The organism is Brasilonema angustatum, from assembly GCF_059505445.1.
This window is the reverse complement of sequence record NZ_JCACKO010000031.1, coordinates 12,663-28,922: the sequence shown is the minus strand read 5'-3', so window position 1 is coordinate 28,922 and position 16,260 is coordinate 12,663. Positions and strand designations below refer to the sequence as shown.

Below are 16,260 nucleotides of genomic sequence, written 5' to 3'. Positions count from 1 at the left end.
ACAATAATCAAAACTCCACAGAAATTGTTCCCAGGACTGTAAAAGGCGCACCAGGACGCAGATAGTAATAGTAGCCCTGAGAATCGTAATAGCGAGTATCAAAAAGATTCTTAAAGTTCAGCCCAACCCTCCAGTTATCGCGTTTGTAGAAAATGGTGGCATCAGCACGCACATAGGAGGGGATTTTAAACGTATTGGGGAGTTCAGCTTCGCGATCGCCCGTATACAAAGAATCCTCCACCAAAACCCAATCCTTTCCAATTACCGTTTTGAATTTCATAAGTTGTCCACAGACTAGCCCCACTACCGGCAGCATTTACCAGGGAGTCGCCCACTGGTAAAGTATTATCTTTACTCACAAAAGCATCGTTGATAAAGGCAGAAGCAATCACATTCCAGCCTGGTAGAATCTGCCCAGAAATGTCAAATTCCAAACCGCGACTTTTGACTTCTCCAGCCGCAATGGAAAAGTCAGAGTTATTTGAATTGGTTGTCGCGACGTTTTCTTTGGTGATATCATAGGCAGCAAACGTAGCAGATAGCCTATCTTTAATCAGTTCGGCTTTGACTCCCACTTCATACTGAGTACCACGTTCTGGTGGTAGTTGAGTTCTATCTACTGTCCGCGAGTAACTGGGATTAAACGAACGGCTGTAGCTGGCATAAATTGAAATCGGTTCAATCGGCTGATAAACAATGCCAACGCGAGGTGAAAAAGCCTCATCATAGAACCGATCAACGCTCTCATCACCAATCAGATTGTTGCCCCTAGGATCTAGTGGTCGTTCAGTATTTTTACGATTAATAAAGTCATATCTGCCACCCGCTAATAGCTTCAGGTTTGACAGCAGCGTGACTTGATCTTGCAGATAAAAGGCGATCGTGTCACGACCGAAGTGAGCGCGCTCTGAGGCTTGATCAAACTCTGGTGGTCGGGAAACACCATACACAGGATTAAACAAATCAATACTAGGAGTCACAGAAGCGCTACTGCGGAGATAATCGAAGCCCTGGAGGTTTTTATTCCACTCCAACCCCAGCAAAACTTGATGTTGCACAGACCCCGTATTGAAGTTACCAATTAGATCCGTTTGCAGGGAGTAGTTGCGGTAAAGGTTTCTATCTACCGCATACCGTCGTAACACAGTACGACCGTCTGGATCAAGAGAGTTCGGTCGAAACGCTAAGTCATCACCATCGGTCAGCTTAACGGCAAAGGCACTGCGAACCCGCAGGTTTTTGTTAAAACTGTGATTAATAGTTAAATTAATGATGTGCGATTGAGAGGAGTAATAATCTCCTGGCTCTCCCAAGAAGCGACTAATCGGCACCTTGAAAACGTTGGGATCGGGTAGTAAACCATGGTAGAAAGTGCGATCAGCATTGAGGTATTCATATTGAAACGTTAACGTGGTTGCGTCCCCAAGTTTGAACGTGAGTGCGGGGGCGATGCTAAAGACTTTTTCATTCGCAAAGTCAATGAAGCTTCCAGAGTTTTCATAGGCAACGTTCAAGCGATACAGAATACTTTTGTCTGAGTTCAGGGGTCCAGAAAAATCGAGCGAAGGACGATAGGTGCTAAAGCTTCCGGCTGTAAACTCAGCGGAGTTATAGGGATAATCAAGTGGTTTTTTGGTGACATAATTCACCACCCCTCCTGGCTCAAACTGCCCATACAGCACGGAAGCTGGACCCTTAAGCACTTCAATCCGCTCAATGTTTGTCGGATTTGTCAGGGTAGGAAGACCCTGAGAGAAAAAACCATCCCTCAAATTGTTGTAAGTTAAAAATCCCCGGATGTTGTAATTATCTTCCAGTCCCGCAAACCCTCCTTGCAGTGTTACACCACTGACATTGCGTGCAGCATCGCTAATCCGGGTAATTTGCTGATCTTTGATGATTGTTTGCGGAATGGCTTGAATTGATTGAGGAATATCACGCAATGGGGTGTCGGTTCTGGTTGCAGTTGTTGCATCTGGTACACTATATCCGTCTTGCTGCCCTGTTACTACCAACTCAATCGGTTCGTCACCATTCGAGGAAGGTTTCGTTGGCTGGGTTTGATTCGGTGGCTGAGTTTGTGGCTGAGTTTGTGGCCCAGTTGGTTGTGTTTCCCCTTGTTGTTGGGCAATGGAAGCAGCAGTTGACACGCTGAATATCAGACCTTCTTTTGGACTGTCAAACAACTCAACAATTGGCGGAGTTGCTTCACCTATCACCGTGACTCGGATAGTATTGGCATCAAAGTTTGTGACTGTTATTTCAGTAATTCCCGCAATTGGCTTTTGTGATCGGAATGTGAACGGTCTGTCACCTGGTAACCGCAGTTGAGCATTTGGAATGTCAACGATGAAGGTATTACTATTTACCTGAGTGCGATTCTGCAGTTGCAAGGTAGCAGCAAAGGATGTTTGCAAAACTAGTTCCAAACCCTTAGAGGTGGGATTTGCCTTACAGAAGCTGACTTGTACGATTCGTGAAGTAGGCGTTGCTTGTGGGGTTGGCGATTGCACCAGCATTCTGGCACTTCTAGCTGGACGTTCTATCTCACTGACTCGCGGAATCTCTGTTATCGGTTTAACGAACCCAGAATTGGTTGCAGATGGTGGTTGTTGATTCTTTGCATCGCCAAGAGCGGGTTCGTTATGTGCATCGCTTTTTTCTCCAGATGCTGTGCTCTTGTCAACTGCAATTGATGATATTTCCTGGCTTCTTGTAGGAGTTGTGAACAACGCTACTAGAGCGCTACTCAGCAATAGACTGGGAACAAGCTGCTTAAATTGCATCGTTTTGCTCTAACTCCGTCACGCCACTTCTATTTGTTCTTAATCATTCTCGTATAAGTAGGTCGGTACAAATAAAGTTAACGAGTTTTGGCAGTCATTAGGAGGCAGCGCCTTGCGGAGCCAGTCCTTGATGAGGGTTTCCCGACCTAGGGATCTGGCGTTGGGGTTCCCCCCGTTGTGGCGACTGCCATTCATTAGTAAGGATTTGAGGCGTTTTTACATTTTTTAATATAGTTCTGTGTCCACAGACTAGCGCTATGATAGGTACATTTTCTAAACGCCTACCTATGAGTGTGCGATTGCCCAAAGGGCAGACGCAATCATGCGTATCGCTAAGGCGATTAAGACATAAACTAGAAGTAGTTTGTATTCCGACACCGTGATCGTTCTTTCCCATGCCTAAACCTTACAATTACGATCTTCGTCAAAAGGTGATCCAAGCCATTGAACTTGATGGACTTAAGAAAAGCGAAGCGAGTCTTCTATTCAACATCAGTCGCAGTGCGTGCAGAAGAATCTATTGCGGAAATTACCAAAATCCTGCGTCAAGAACAAGCAGGTAACAACTTGCGTCTTTAGAGAGAAATCTATGAGCAATGGTGATGGAAGAATACATTATTAAATGAGCAAGACAGTTATTATAAATATGGGAAGCGGTGATTTATATCAGGGATTTCCCAGAGTAACAGCTCAGTTATGGAAAGAAGGTAATCTATTGCCAGAGCAGTTTCTTGGCAGCTTACCTCCAGCACCACATTTGGTTGAACTGTGTAGAAATTGGCAGTCAAATTATCAGAGTCTGTGCGATCGCCAACAGTTACTTTCAATAACCGAGGACGATGATGAACTCGAAATTGATGCAGATAGTGTCACCAACGTCTCTGTTAGTAACTTTAATAATTTATGCCACAAGCTACAACTAGACATCAACCAGTGGCTAAGCTCCGATGAGTATCTCAATATTAGTCGCCAACTGCGATCGCATCTACACCAAAGAGAAGAAATTCGGGTGATGATGGAAACCAATGATGACTTGCTACGGCGATTACCCTGGCATCGCTACGACTTTTATCGGGATTATCCTCGGGCAGAAATGGCTCTTTGTCAATCCGAGTATAAACAAGCTAAATTATCACAACGACGCAACAGCCACAAAGTTAGAATTCTAGCTGTTTTGGGCAATAGCAAGGGCATCGACTTGGAAGCAGAAACTAGATTTCTCCTCAGTTTACCAGATGCAGAAGTTGTGTTGATTGTCAATCCCACACGTCAGGAATTAAACACACAACTTTGGGACGTGCTAGGCTGGGATATCCTCTTTTTTGCAGGACACAGTCGAACTGAGGGTAAAACAGGCAGAATTTATATCAATGAGAATAAGACAAATAACAGCTTAACAATTGAACAATTAGAGGAAGCTCTCAAAGCAGCCATTGAAAAAGGTTTGCAATTAGCTATATTTAATTCTTGTGATGGGCTGGGATTGGCGTTGGCTTTGGAGAACTTACATATTCCTAGCGTAATTGTCATGCGCGAGCCGGTGCCAAATCTTGTCGCACAGGAATTTTTTAAATATTTTCTACAGGCTTTTGCACTTGAGCGGCTGTCATTTTATTTAGCAGTGCAACAAGCACGTAGAAAGCTACAAGGTTTGGAAGATGATTTTCCTGGTGCTTCTTGGTTGCCTGTAATTTGCATTAATCCTGCAGTAGAACCACCGACTTGGCTCAAGTTAGGTGGGATTCCCCCTTGTCCCTACCGAGGTTTATTTGCCTTCCGGGAGGAAGATGCACACCTATTCAAAGGGCGGGAACAGTTTACTCAACGATTGCTCCGTGCAGTCAAAACAAAGCCGTTAGTAGCTGTGGTAGGTTCAAGTGGAAGTGGTAAATCTAGTGTAGTGTTTGCTGGATTAATTCCCCAGTTGCGGCTTGAAAACAATGTTCGGTGGCAAATTGTCTGGTTTCGTCCGGGTAACAATCCCATTGAAGCATTAGCAGTGGCGCTCGTACCAGAGTGGCATTCATTAATAACCGAGGCTTCGGATCACAGTGCTGGTTTTGTGGCTGAACCACAGAACCAGCACAGGACGGGCAACATGCCCATCCCACAAGATAATGACGATAACCAGCGCTTATTAGAAATGGAACTAGAAATTGCGCTGCGGCAAGACAAAAAAGCGTTATCTAAAGTAATAGAAAAAATTGTACAGCGTGGCGATAGCTTACTACTAATAGCTGACCAGTTTGAAGAACTTTACACCCTTAGCTCAGAGTCAGAACGTCAGTTTTTGTTGGATGCATTGCTAACTGCAAGCGATCGCGCTCCCAATTTTACCCTAGTTTTAACCTTGCGAGCCGACTTTTTCGGACATTCCTTATCTTATCGCCCATTGAGCGATGCCTTGCAGGGAGCAGTCCAGAACTTAGGACCAATGAGCCGTCAGGAATTGCGTAAAGTAATTGAAGAACCAGCAGCACAAATGCAAGTGGGTCTGGAAAAAGAGTTGACAAATAAACTTATTTATGACTTTGAAGAACAATCCGGAAGCTTACCGTTGTTAGAGTTTGCCTTAACTGAGCTATGGTCAAAACAGAAATATGGGTTGCTGACTCATCAGGCTTACGAAGAAATTGGCGGCGTAGAGGAGGCTTTGGCTAATCACGCCGAGGAAGTTTATAAACGACTGGATGAAACACAGCGGCATATTGTACCACGAATTTTTGTGCAATTAGTGCGCCCAGGAGAAGGAACAGAAGACACTCGGCGTATTGCCACTCGTGCAGAAGTTGGAGATGAAAACTGGGAATTAGTCAGTTATTTAGCAGGATACCCAGCCCGTTTGGTTGTCACCGGACACGATGAAAAATCCGGAGAAGATACAGTAGAAGTTGTCCATGAAGCCCTGATCCGCGAATGGCTAACTCTGCGAGAGTGGATGAACGCTAATCGTCAGTTTCGCGTTTGGCAAGAACGATTGAAAGTGGCAGTGGTGGAGTGGAAGAATAGTAACTATGACACTGGGGCATTGTTGCGGGGTGTGCCATTGGGTGTCGCTCAAGAGTGGTTGCACAAACGAGTTGAGGAAATGACACCCTCTGAGCAAAATTTTATTAATGCTAGTTTACAGCAGCGTTTTAAAGAGCAGCAAGAACTCGAGCGCAGGCGGCGACGTAACACAAATGCGTTGATTAGTGTTTTAGTTACTGTTTTGATTTTATTAGGATTTGCTTTATCGCAATGGCACCTAGCAGAAAAACAGCGATTAAATGCAGCAAATGAAGAGATTCTAGCTCAAAGTGTGAGCACAGAAAATCTTTTTGCCTCAGGTTCTGAACTAGATGCTTTATTATCCGGGTTGAAAGCTGGGAAAAATGTGAAAAAATATGGTGATGCTGTAGATTCAGGTAAGCGCACAAAAGCAATTGCTTCACTGCAACAGGTTGTTTACGGAGTAAAAGAACACAACCGATTGGAAGGGCATAGCGGTACAGTCAATAGTGTGGTGTTCAGCCCGGATGGTAAGACGATTGCTTCTGCTAGTGCTGACAACACCGTGAAGCTATGGAATCTCTCTGGGCAGGTACAGCATACCCTTAGAGGGCATAGCGGTTCAGTCTATACTGTGGTGTTCAGCCCGGATGGTAAGACGATTGCTTCTGCTAGTGCTGACAACACCGTGAAGCTATGGAATCTCTCTGGGCAGGTACAGCATACCCTTAGAGGGCATAGCGGTTCAGTCTATACTGTGGTGTTCAGCCCGGATGGTCAGACGATTGCTTCTGCTAGTGCTGACAAGACAATAAAACTATGGAATCTCTCTGGGCAGGAACTCCATACCCTGAAGGGGCATAGCGATTGGGTCACAAGTGTGGTGTTCAGCCCGGATGGTAAGACGATTGCCAGTGCTAGTTGGGACAAGACAATAAAACTATGGAATCTCTCTGGACAGGTACTGCATACCCTTAAGGGGCATAGCAGGCAAGTCAATAGTGTGGTGTTCAGCCCGGATGGTCAGACGATTGCTTCTGGGAGTTCTGACAAGACAGTAAGACTGTGGAATCTCTCTGGGCAGGAACTGCTATCCCTCAAGGGGCATAGCGATGTAGTCATAAGTGCGGTGTTCAGCCCGGATGGTCAGACGATTGCCAGTGCTAGTTGGGACAAGACAGTAAAACTATGGAATCTCTCTGGACAGGTACTGCATACCCTCAAGGGGCATAGCAGTGCAGTCCAAACTGTGGTGTTCAGCCCGGATGGTCAGACGATTGCTTCTGGGAGTTCTGACAACACAGTAAGACTGTGGAATCTCTCACAGCAAGAACAGCATACCCTCAAGAGGCATAGCGCTACAGTCACAAGTGTGGTGTTCAGCCCGGATGGTCAGACGATTGCCACTGGTAGTTATGACAAGACAGTAAAACTATGGAATCTCTCTGGACTGGTACTGCATACCCTTAAGGGGCATAGCGCTACAGTCACAAGTGTGGTGTTCAGCCCGGATGGTCAGACGATTGCCACTGGTAGTGTTGACAAGACAGTCAAACTATGGAGTCTCTCTGGACAGGTACTGCATACCCTTAAGGGGCATAGCGGTTATGTCTATAGTGTGGTGTTCAGCCCGGATGGTCAGACGATTGCCACTGGTAGTTATGACAAGACAGTAAAACTATGGAATCTCTCTGGACTGGTACTGCATACCCTTAAGGGGCATAGCGCTACAGTCACAAGTGTGGTGTTCAGCCCGGATGGTCAGACGATTGCCACTGGTAGTGTTGACAAGACAGTCAAACTATGGAGTCTCTCTGGACAGTTACTGCATACCTTTAAGGGGCATAGCAGTGCAGTCAATAGTGTGGTGTTCAGCCCGGATGGTCAGACGATTGCCACTGGTAGTGTTGACAAGACAGTCAAACTATGGAGTCTCTCTGGACAGTTACTGCATACCTTTAAGGGGCATAGCAGTGCAGTCAATAGTGTGGTGTTCAGCCCGGATGGTAAGACGATTGCTTCTGGGAGTGAGGACAACACAGTAAAACTATGGAATCTCTCTGGGCAGGAACAGCATATCTTCAAGGGGCATAGCGATATAGTCTTAAGTGTGGTATTCAGCCCGGATGGTAAGACGATTGCTTCTGGGAGTGAGGACAACACAGTAAGACTATGGAATATGGATTTTGATGATTTAGTTAGACATGGTTGTAATTGGGCTTATGATTATCTAAACAACAATCCTAATGTAAAAGATGACCGTCACCTTTGTGATGATGTTCTTAATACAAAGTGATGCCGGATTCAAATCTCCAGCAATTTGATGGAATAAAAGAATATAATTTTAATTGATTTATTTTTTTATAAACGAAATACCGAAATTAAGCCGAGAATGACAAGTGATCATCCGGACTTGATATGAGACATAAGCAATATCTGACGTAGTTAACACGCAAGTATCTGCCTTGTACTTAGTTAGCTTGACTGTGCTAGAAGTAGAAGCGATTCGACAGCAATTAAACTTCAATAAAAGCAAGAATTATTTACGGATTAATCGCAGTTGTAGACCAATTGTGAGAATTATCTCTCAGATAACACCAACGATTTTGGGGATCGCCACGCAATTCTAAATGATCCACCTTCACTGGATCGAGCAATAACAAGCAAAAGCTTTGTGGAGGATGAGCGGGATCAGCAACAGAAGATGAGAAAGCTTGTTGATCAGCTCTAGGTTTTCCAGGATGGGGCCAAGCAAATTGTACACGAGCATTGTCTGAAAGGTCTTGCCACGTTTGCTGACGAGCTTTTTGCAGTTCTGAGTCAGAATGATTGGCATCGATGAGAGACAATTCTCCAGCAATGCGAAACTGTTCGCGAGTAATAGTAAAGTACCAGCATACTTCTGCCCAAGGTTGATGGAGTATTTGGTCGGATTTTTGGCTGCGTGTGTCAACGATAATTTTCAGCAAATTAGTATCGCCTAGAAATCCCCGAAACACAACAGTACGATTAGCTGGGCGTCCGTCAGTTTGGACTGTTGCAAGTTGAAAGTAGCGCGAGTATGGCTGGCTACGGTTACGATGAAGGGCACGGGCAAGAGGAGAACGCCAAGGGGCGAGAAGTAATTCAAAATTCAAAATTTAAAGTTCAAAAAGAGTAAAAAAGGGTGCTGGCAAAGATCTTAGCTGTGAACTGTGTGCAAATTAAAGGTGTGACGGCTTAGACATAGGAAAATTATAGTGCAATCAGTCTAGCCACGCACACAGCGCAAATCTTACAATTTTTCAATCTTTCTTCTCTCATTTACTTGGCGTATAGTCATAATCTATGTCGGTGAGCAACAAGGCTTGATTATCTATGGTTCGTGAACTTGAAAAGAAACGCCAAGGTGCAAAATTTCCAGAAACTGCTCCAGCTGCCAATCCAGTGTTTTTTAGAACCTATAGCCGTCGTCAAGAGGCTGGAGTGAGAGAGACTTGGGATCAGGTGTGCGATCGCACTATCGATAGCGTCATCACTCTTGGGAAGTTACTTCCACACGAAGCTGATATCATACAACGGATGCAGCGAAATTTGAAAGCATTACCCAGCGGACGTTGGTTATGGGTTGGCGGTACAAATTGGATCAAAGAGCAAAAAAACTTTTCTGGGGCTTATAACTGTACATCTACCAACCTGCAAGACTGGAGTGCTTTCGGGTTGATGATGGATTTAGCAATGATGGGCTGCGGGACTGGAGCCGTTTTAGAACCACAATATATCAACAAGTTGCCCCCTATCCGTAATCACCTTCATGTACAAGTGCAAGGTGAAATTGGTATGACGCCACCAAGTCAGCGCCGCGAGCAGACAGAAGTCATTATAGAAAATAATCTTGTCACTATCTACGTTGGAGATAGCCGTCAAGGTTGGGTGCAATCTTATCAAAGTTTGTTGGAACTTTCAACCGATGAACGATTTTCAAAAGACATTCAAGTTATTGTTGATCTTAGCGACGTACGTCAAGCAGGAGAACCTCTCAACGGTTTTGGAGGAGTTGCGAATCCCGTAAAATTACCAGAACTGTATGAGCATTGTGCATCCATTCTAAATAAAGCTGTAGGACGACAGTTAAATTCTGTTGAATGCTGTTTATTAATTGATCGAGCAGCTGTCACAATTGTTGCCGGTAATATTAGGCGCTCAGCTGGAATGCGCCAAGGTTATAATGAGGATAATTTGTTTGCAGATGCTAAGGCAAATCTTTGGCAGCAAGATGAGAATGGCAACTGGCGCATCGATCCAGAACGTGATGCTTTAAGGATGGCAAACCATACAAGAGTTTTTCATCAAAAGCCCACATTAGAAGAATGTATTGATGCTGTCCGCAAACAGTATTACAGCGGCGAAGGCGCGATTCAATGGGCTGGTGAAGCTGTCGCTAGAGCTAATTGTGATCTTTTGAAAAATAATGAACAAAAAGTAGATTTTCTCAAGGCTTATGCTCTGGGACAAGCTAAAGATTGGTTGCAAGAGCATTATCCTCAAATTAGTGAAAGTGAACAAGAGCATCGTTTGGCTCGTTACGGTTTAAACCCGTGTGGTAGTTAGTTTTGCCTCACGTTAACAACCGGGGAAATTCAAGGAAGGCTAAGCAGAAAAGGTGAGTTTTTAGTTGTTATTGAAAATTGTTTAAACTATGATTAACTAACTATGAAATAACTCATTCATAACTGTATGTTAATCTTGAGCTAACCTGAAAATGTAAAAGTCTAAGGTAGTGCAACGCATAGGGGTTGAACCTTTTGAGTCAACAGTGGAAGCTGATAATTCAAAAGAATATAATACCCCCACGAGTCCCCGGCTACTAAATGGTAGAAAAGTTATGCTGAACTGAACTGGAATTGACCAGTTGTATCCCAGCAATGGGTATGAGGGAAACCTCCAGAACTAAAGGATAAAAAGCCTTTAGGATAACAAAATTGGAAATTATTGGCTCGAATTTTCATTGCAATCTCTCAGAAATTCACCTCAACCAAATTGATCCAAATAACTCCAAAGAACAGGAGGAAGCTTTCACCGCTGGTGCTTTGTCTGTAGCAGCGCTTCTACATCACAAATTTATTGAACCCCGTTACCAGTACAGCCGCGAATTAGACCCAATTGTCGGTGTTTCTTTTACTGGGTTATTTGATTTCTTTGTTCATGCTTTTGGGGTTGATTGGTTACGCTGGTGGGAAAAAGGAAGACCTGCAACCGTCGAAGGATTGGCGTTTAAGCGTCAAGAGGAGGAATACTTAAGTTTTTGGAAAGAAACTGTACATCGTGTTGTTTGGGATTATTGCGATCGCCACGGTTTAAAACGTCCAAATCGTTGCACCACAGTTCAACCAAGCGGTACCAAGTCTCTCTTAACAGGTGCTAGCCCCGGATGGCATCCTCCCAAAGCACAAAGATTTATACGTCGGATCACCTGTCGCAAAAATGATCCCGTAGCATTGGCTTGTCTTGAGTATGGGTACAACGTTATACCCTCCCAATCAGATAAAGATGACGACGGTACATTGTTGAATGACCCCTTTGATCCGCGAGTCAGTGAATGGTTGGTGGAAATCCCGGTTGCCGTATCTTGGGCTGATTTACCAGGTGCTGATAAAATAGATATCAGTCAATTTAGTGCGATCGCCCAAACAGATTTCTACATGCAGGTACAGAGATTTTATGTCACACATAATACCTCTGCTACCATTGAGTTACGGGAAAATGAAGTTGAAACCTTAGGAACTCGGATATACGAAGCCATCAAAAATGATGAAGGCTACATCAGTGCTGCACTTCTGGCACGGTTTGACGACCTTCAAACTTTTCCTCGCTTACCTTTTGAGCCGATAACAAAACAACGGTACGAACAGCTGATGAAAGAAGTGGAAATGCACCGCAAAACAGAAGATTTTCATGCTGTTTTAAGCCGTTACGATTTCGGCGACTTAATCGAAGCAGGACCAGCAGGTTGCGACTCTGATAAGTGCATGATGCCTGAACAAACCTTGATGTAAATAGTCAAGGAGTCTGCTCTTGGAAGTTCCCCTTGGTTTTGCAACCAGCCGTTCTGTTATGGGAACTACCGCTCTTTGTAGCCTAGGCGTGGAGATACTTCTAAGGGCATCGACAACAAAAGCGGTGGTTGTGGGGCGAATCTTCCATCACCACCCAATATATTCTCATCAGCCTACAGCCTAAAGCCTCGGTTACAAAAACAAAGCCCACCTAAGTGGGCTAATACAAATTGAGGCTAACGACCAACTAGAAGTTAGGAGAGTTCTTAGGTTACGATCGCCTTAATAAAGGTCATTTTTAAGTGAGTCATAGGAGAACCTTCATGTTCGTTGATGAATTGAAACCAATATTTCAACAATTCACCCACCATCCACTTTCTTTTCTAGGCGGTTTCGTTTCTGGCTTGCTACGACTCAACCTCGCTGACGATCCTGTTAAAAGCTGGCTCCGTGAGCAACTCGACTCAAGTAGCTATACGACTTTTACGACTCAATCTGCTCAAGCACACAATGGCAAAGCTGGTGGTCCTCAGTCGATTAGCATTGAATAAAGTTCAAATATATGAATATTTCTGGATAGATCACCTAAATCAGTAAAGATACTAAGCTTTCCTTAGTATCTTTGCAATAAACGGGTAAAAAAACTAAACAAAACTTGATTGACTATAGATTGCACTGGAACCTATAAGTTAAGCTAATTATAATTGCTCTGCGATTGTAAAATCTCATACTGAGAAAATTGACAAAATCAGTTATCATATGTAGCGTATGCGAAAATTCACTCCAACCGCTGGCGAAGTCGTAATAATGTTCAACTTCGTTGGATCTTTACTTACGCTCTTTGCTATTGGTGAACGCAGCGAGGCATAAGCAGTTTCTGCTAATTGTTTACCTGCGTTTACACTGAATTATTCGCTATTCGTTGCGACTTACGTGATTCACATGACTATTTACGTTGGAAATCTCTCCTACCGCGCCACAGAAGCAGATTTAAGAGTAGTATTTGCAGAATATGGCGAGGTCAAAAGAGTTGTCTTACCTACTGACCGCGAAACTGGCCGCTTGCGCGGTTTTGCCTTTGTAGACATGAGTGAAGACTCCCAAGAGGATGCTGCTATTACACAATTAGATGGCGCTGAATGGATGGGTCGTCAACTCAGGGTTAATAAGTCTAAACCGCGCGAGGAGGAGCGACGAGGTAGTTGGGTGAAAGGATAATAGTCTCAATAGCGATGAATAATCATGATAACAGATTTTTTTCTAGTTATGCAAGCTATTGATTGCTGAAATATCTAGAAATACAAATCAAACAATTTGATGAAGTGAAAAGTTATGCCCGACGAGTTGTGACTCTAAAAGAGTAGTCATGATGAGTCGGTTTTTCCAACACTAAAGTGTACTTAGCAACGTTCAAGACACTAGGAGTGGAAAATGTGCAAGTTTTTTGTTTTTTTGATGACTCTATTAAGTTTACCCTGGGAGTGGCATCAAAACAAAACTCTCGTAGCACAAGATGTTTGCTTTATTCTACAGGTAGGTAAGTACATCTTGTGATGATTCTGGGGTAAAAACACTATTGTATCTAAACTCTCTGGAAGACTGAGTAGAGTTACTCAAGTATAGAATTCGAGACTAGTGACTTAGCTTTGCATAGACCCATCGGTGATTCATTTCTTTAGTTTATCTAAAATCACATTTCAGTTATCAAATTACCTTTCTAAGATAGAGGCAGCAACCACAAGTTGCAACACACGGGATGAACCACAAAAACACCTAGTCTCTAGGGAGGTTAAAAAATGGCCAGAGCGCCGGAATCTTTGGAGTTAAATACGAACGAAGTCGCAGACAAGGCGTTAGATCGGGATTGTACAACATTATCCCGCCATGTTCTGCAGCAACTTCAGAGCTTCTCACCTCAAGCACAGGATTTGAGTGCGCTCATGAATCGGATCGCCCTAGCTGGCAAACTGATTGCTCGTCGCCTCAGCCATGCAGGTTTAATGGAAGGAGTTCTCGGATTTACAGGGGATGTCAATGTGCAGGGAGAATCCGTCAAAAAGATGGATGTCTATGCCAATGATGTCTTTATCTCAGTTTTCAAGCAAAGCGGTTTAGTTTGTCGCCTAGCTTCCGAGGAAATGGAAAAACCCTACTACATTCCGGAAAACTGCCCCATAGGTCGTTACACTCTTTTGTATGACCCCATAGATGGATCATCCAACACCGATACAAATCTCAGTTTGGGGTCGATTTTCTCAATTCGGCAACAGGAAGGAAGTGACCTCAATGGTGAAGCGGCTGATCTGCTATCCTCTGGACGCCAGCAACTTGCAGCAGGGTACATATTATATGGCCCCAGCACAATGCTAGTCTATACTATTGGTAGGGGAGTTCATTCGTTTACCCTTGACCCTAGTTTAGGGGAATTTATCCTCACTGAAGAAAACATCCGGATTCCTGAACACGGTCCTGTATACAGCGTCAACGAAGGCAATTTCTGGCAGTGGGATGAGTCGATTCGGGAATATGTTCGCTATGTCCACAGAACAGAAGGCTATACCGCTCGCTATAGTGGGGCAATGGTAAGTGACATCCACAGAATTTTGCTTCAAGGCGGTGTGTTTCTCTACCCAGGGACACTTCCGAAACCAGAAGGTAAACTGCGCTTACTTTATGAATCTGCTCCCTTGGCTTTTGTTATTGAGCAAGCAGGTGGTCGCGCAACTACCGGACACATGGATATCTTAGAGGTAGTAGCGAAAAAACTACACCAGCGCACACCTTTAATTATTGGAAGCCCAAAAAATGTTGCAAAGGTAGAGTCTTTCATTCAAAACGGTCACTAGAAGAGCGTAGAAAGCGCAGTTGAAGGTGTAGTAGGCACCTCAGGCATAAGCAAGTGATTAGTCGTTAGTCGTGATCAGTCAGTAAAACGACTAACAACTAACAACTTGACAAACGTCACTTAGATACATTAGAAGCAGGAGTCAAACAAATACAGCTATGGCAACTAATCAATTACTGGAAATTAAAAACTACGGTCAAAGTATCTGGATGGATAATTTGACCCGTGATATTATTCAATCTGGCGAACTCAAAGACCAGGTTGAAAATAAAGGCATCTGTGGGATTACCTCCAATCCAGCCATCTTTGAAAAAGCGATCGCCGGAAACGCGATTTATGACGCTGATATAGAAGCAGGAATCAAGGCTGGATTACCAACAGAGAAAATTTACGAATCGCTAGTTTTTGCAGATATCCGCAACGCCTGTGATATTCTACGCCCGGTTTATGATGCAACCGATGGATTGGATGGTTACGTCAGCATCGAAGTTCCACCAAGCATTTCTGATGATACACAGGCAACAATCAAAGAAGCCCGTCGCTATTACCAAGAAATTGGTCGGGAAAATGTCATGATTAAAATTCCCGGTACAAAAGCGGGTTTACCTGCAGTTGAACAGGTGATAGCTGATGGCATTAATGTCAACATTACGCTGTTGTTCTCTGTTGACAGCTACATCAAAACAGCTTGGGCTTACATTAGTGGTTTAGAAAAACGGGCAGCCGAAGGTAAGGATATTAGCAAAATTGCCTCTGTCGCCAGTTTCTTCCTCAGCCGAATTGACAGCAATATTGATGGTAAGATTGACGCGAAATTGAAAAAAGGCGTTGATGACATTGCCCTAGAAGCTAAGCTTAGAGATGTCAAAGGAAAAGTAGCGATCGCCAACGCGAAAATTGCTTACCAAGAATACAAAAAGATTATTCAGACAGACAGCTGGAAAGCTTTGGCAGCTAAGGGAGCAAAAGTACAGCGCCTCCTGTGGGCAAGCACCAGCACCAAAGACCCCAGCTACAGCGACGTGATGTATGTTGATGAACTGGTTGGTCCCGATACTGTCAACACCTTGCCACCTGCGACAATTGATGCTTGTGCTGACCACTGCGACGTCGCCAGCCGCATTGAAACAGGTACTGAAGAAGCTTACCAACTGATAGAAAGTCTCAAAGACCCAGACATCAACATCGATATCAACAAAGTGATGGACGAACTACTTGTTGAAGGTATCGATAAGTTTGTCAAGCCCTTTGAATCACTGATGAACTCCCTGGAAAGCAAGGTTAAACAGTTGTCTCCTGTGTAAGAACTTAACAGTTATCAGTGAGCCAGCGCTGCAGGAGGGGAGCCAGTGCGTTGCGGTGAGACCAGTGCGAATGACGGCTTTCCCTCCGTAGGCATCTGGCGAACCCGGAGGGGGGTTCCCCCCGTTGTAGCACCTGGCATTCTCCCGACCTACTAGGCGACTGGTGAGACAGCGCTGCAGGAGGGTTTCCCTCCGTAGGCGACTGCGTATGCGCAAAGCGCACGCCCAGAGGTCTAAAGCGCAGCGGAACCGGAGGTTCTCCCCGATAGCCGTAAGGCGTGGCGTTAGCCATAGGGCGA

10 protein-coding genes and 3 pseudogenes are annotated in these 16,260 nt (G+C 44.3%); 9 read left to right on the top strand and 4 right to left on the bottom strand.

Annotated features, from left to right (window positions below):
- Window positions 1-7 precede the first annotated feature (7 nt).
- From AC5JM2_RS07820 to AC5JM2_RS07810, 3 genes are all read right to left on the bottom strand, one after another.
- A complete protein-coding gene (locus AC5JM2_RS07820; protein WP_495834327.1) occupies window positions 8-244 on the bottom strand; it encodes a hypothetical protein in 237 nt (78 codons plus the stop codon).
- Entirely contained in the window at window positions 204-2,786 is a 2,583-nt protein-coding gene (locus AC5JM2_RS07815) for a TonB-dependent siderophore receptor (RefSeq protein ID WP_495834326.1), read from the bottom strand. Before AC5JM2_RS07815 ends, AC5JM2_RS07820 begins: the two co-directional genes overlap by 41 nt.
- Window positions 2,787-2,883: 97 nt before the next feature.
- Entirely contained in the window at window positions 2,884-3,183 is a 300-nt protein-coding gene (locus AC5JM2_RS07810; protein ID WP_495834325.1) for a hypothetical protein, read from the bottom strand.
- On the opposite strand from AC5JM2_RS07810, the pseudogene AC5JM2_RS07805 reads away from it, so the two are divergent.
- The 3 genes and pseudogenes from AC5JM2_RS07805 to AC5JM2_RS07795 form a co-directional block, all read left to right on the top strand.
- A pseudogene (locus AC5JM2_RS07805) lies at window positions 3,182-3,289 on the top strand (IS630 family transposase); the annotation flags it as partial. The gene AC5JM2_RS07810 and the pseudogene AC5JM2_RS07805 sit on opposite strands and share 2 nt — an antisense overlap.
- Window positions 3,240-3,365: a hypothetical protein gene (locus AC5JM2_RS07800; protein ID WP_495834356.1), complete on the top strand. Its 126-nt coding sequence runs from the start codon at window positions 3,240-3,242 to the stop codon at window positions 3,363-3,365. The pseudogene AC5JM2_RS07805 and the gene AC5JM2_RS07800, both read left to right, overlap by 50 nt.
- A gap of 43 nt (window positions 3,366-3,408) precedes the next feature.
- Complete coding sequence (locus AC5JM2_RS07795) at window positions 3,409-8,073, top strand: nSTAND1 domain-containing NTPase (RefSeq protein ID WP_495834324.1); 4,665 nt, start codon at window positions 3,409-3,411, stop codon at window positions 8,071-8,073.
- Window positions 8,074-8,320: 247 nt separating this feature from the next.
- On the opposite strand, the gene AC5JM2_RS07790 is transcribed toward AC5JM2_RS07795, so the two are convergent.
- Entirely contained in the window at window positions 8,321-8,914 is a 594-nt protein-coding gene (locus tag AC5JM2_RS07790; protein WP_495834323.1) for an Npun_F5749 family FMN-dependent PPOX-type flavoprotein, read from the bottom strand.
- A 220-nt stretch (window positions 8,915-9,134) separates the two neighbouring features.
- Here AC5JM2_RS07790 and AC5JM2_RS07785 point away from each other — a divergent pair.
- From AC5JM2_RS07785 to tal, 6 genes and pseudogenes are all read left to right on the top strand, one after another.
- A pseudogene (locus AC5JM2_RS07785) lies at window positions 9,135-10,361 on the top strand (glycyl radical enzyme family protein); the annotation flags it as partial.
- A gap of 380 nt (window positions 10,362-10,741) precedes the next feature.
- Window positions 10,742-11,812: pseudogene (gene nrdJ / locus AC5JM2_RS07780) on the top strand (ribonucleoside-triphosphate reductase, adenosylcobalamin-dependent); the annotation flags it as partial.
- Between the two features lie 323 nt (window positions 11,813-12,135).
- On the top strand, window positions 12,136-12,363 hold the full coding sequence (locus tag AC5JM2_RS07775; RefSeq protein ID WP_495834322.1) for a ssl0294 family protein: 228 nt from the start codon (window positions 12,136-12,138) through the stop codon (window positions 12,361-12,363).
- A 391-nt stretch (window positions 12,364-12,754) separates the two neighbouring features.
- Complete coding sequence (gene rbp / locus AC5JM2_RS07770) at window positions 12,755-13,030, top strand: RNA-binding regulator (protein ID WP_495834321.1); 276 nt, start codon at window positions 12,755-12,757, stop codon at window positions 13,028-13,030.
- A gap of 578 nt (window positions 13,031-13,608) precedes the next feature.
- The gene (gene fbp, locus AC5JM2_RS07765; protein WP_495834320.1) at window positions 13,609-14,658 is read left to right on the top strand and encodes a class 1 fructose-bisphosphatase; all 1,050 of its coding nucleotides are present in this window, start codon (window positions 13,609-13,611) and stop codon (window positions 14,656-14,658) included.
- A 157-nt stretch (window positions 14,659-14,815) separates the two neighbouring features.
- Window positions 14,816-15,961: a transaldolase gene (tal, locus tag AC5JM2_RS07760; RefSeq protein ID WP_495834319.1), complete on the top strand. Its 1,146-nt coding sequence runs from the start codon at window positions 14,816-14,818 to the stop codon at window positions 15,959-15,961.
- Window positions 15,962-16,260: the final 299 nt, after the last annotated feature.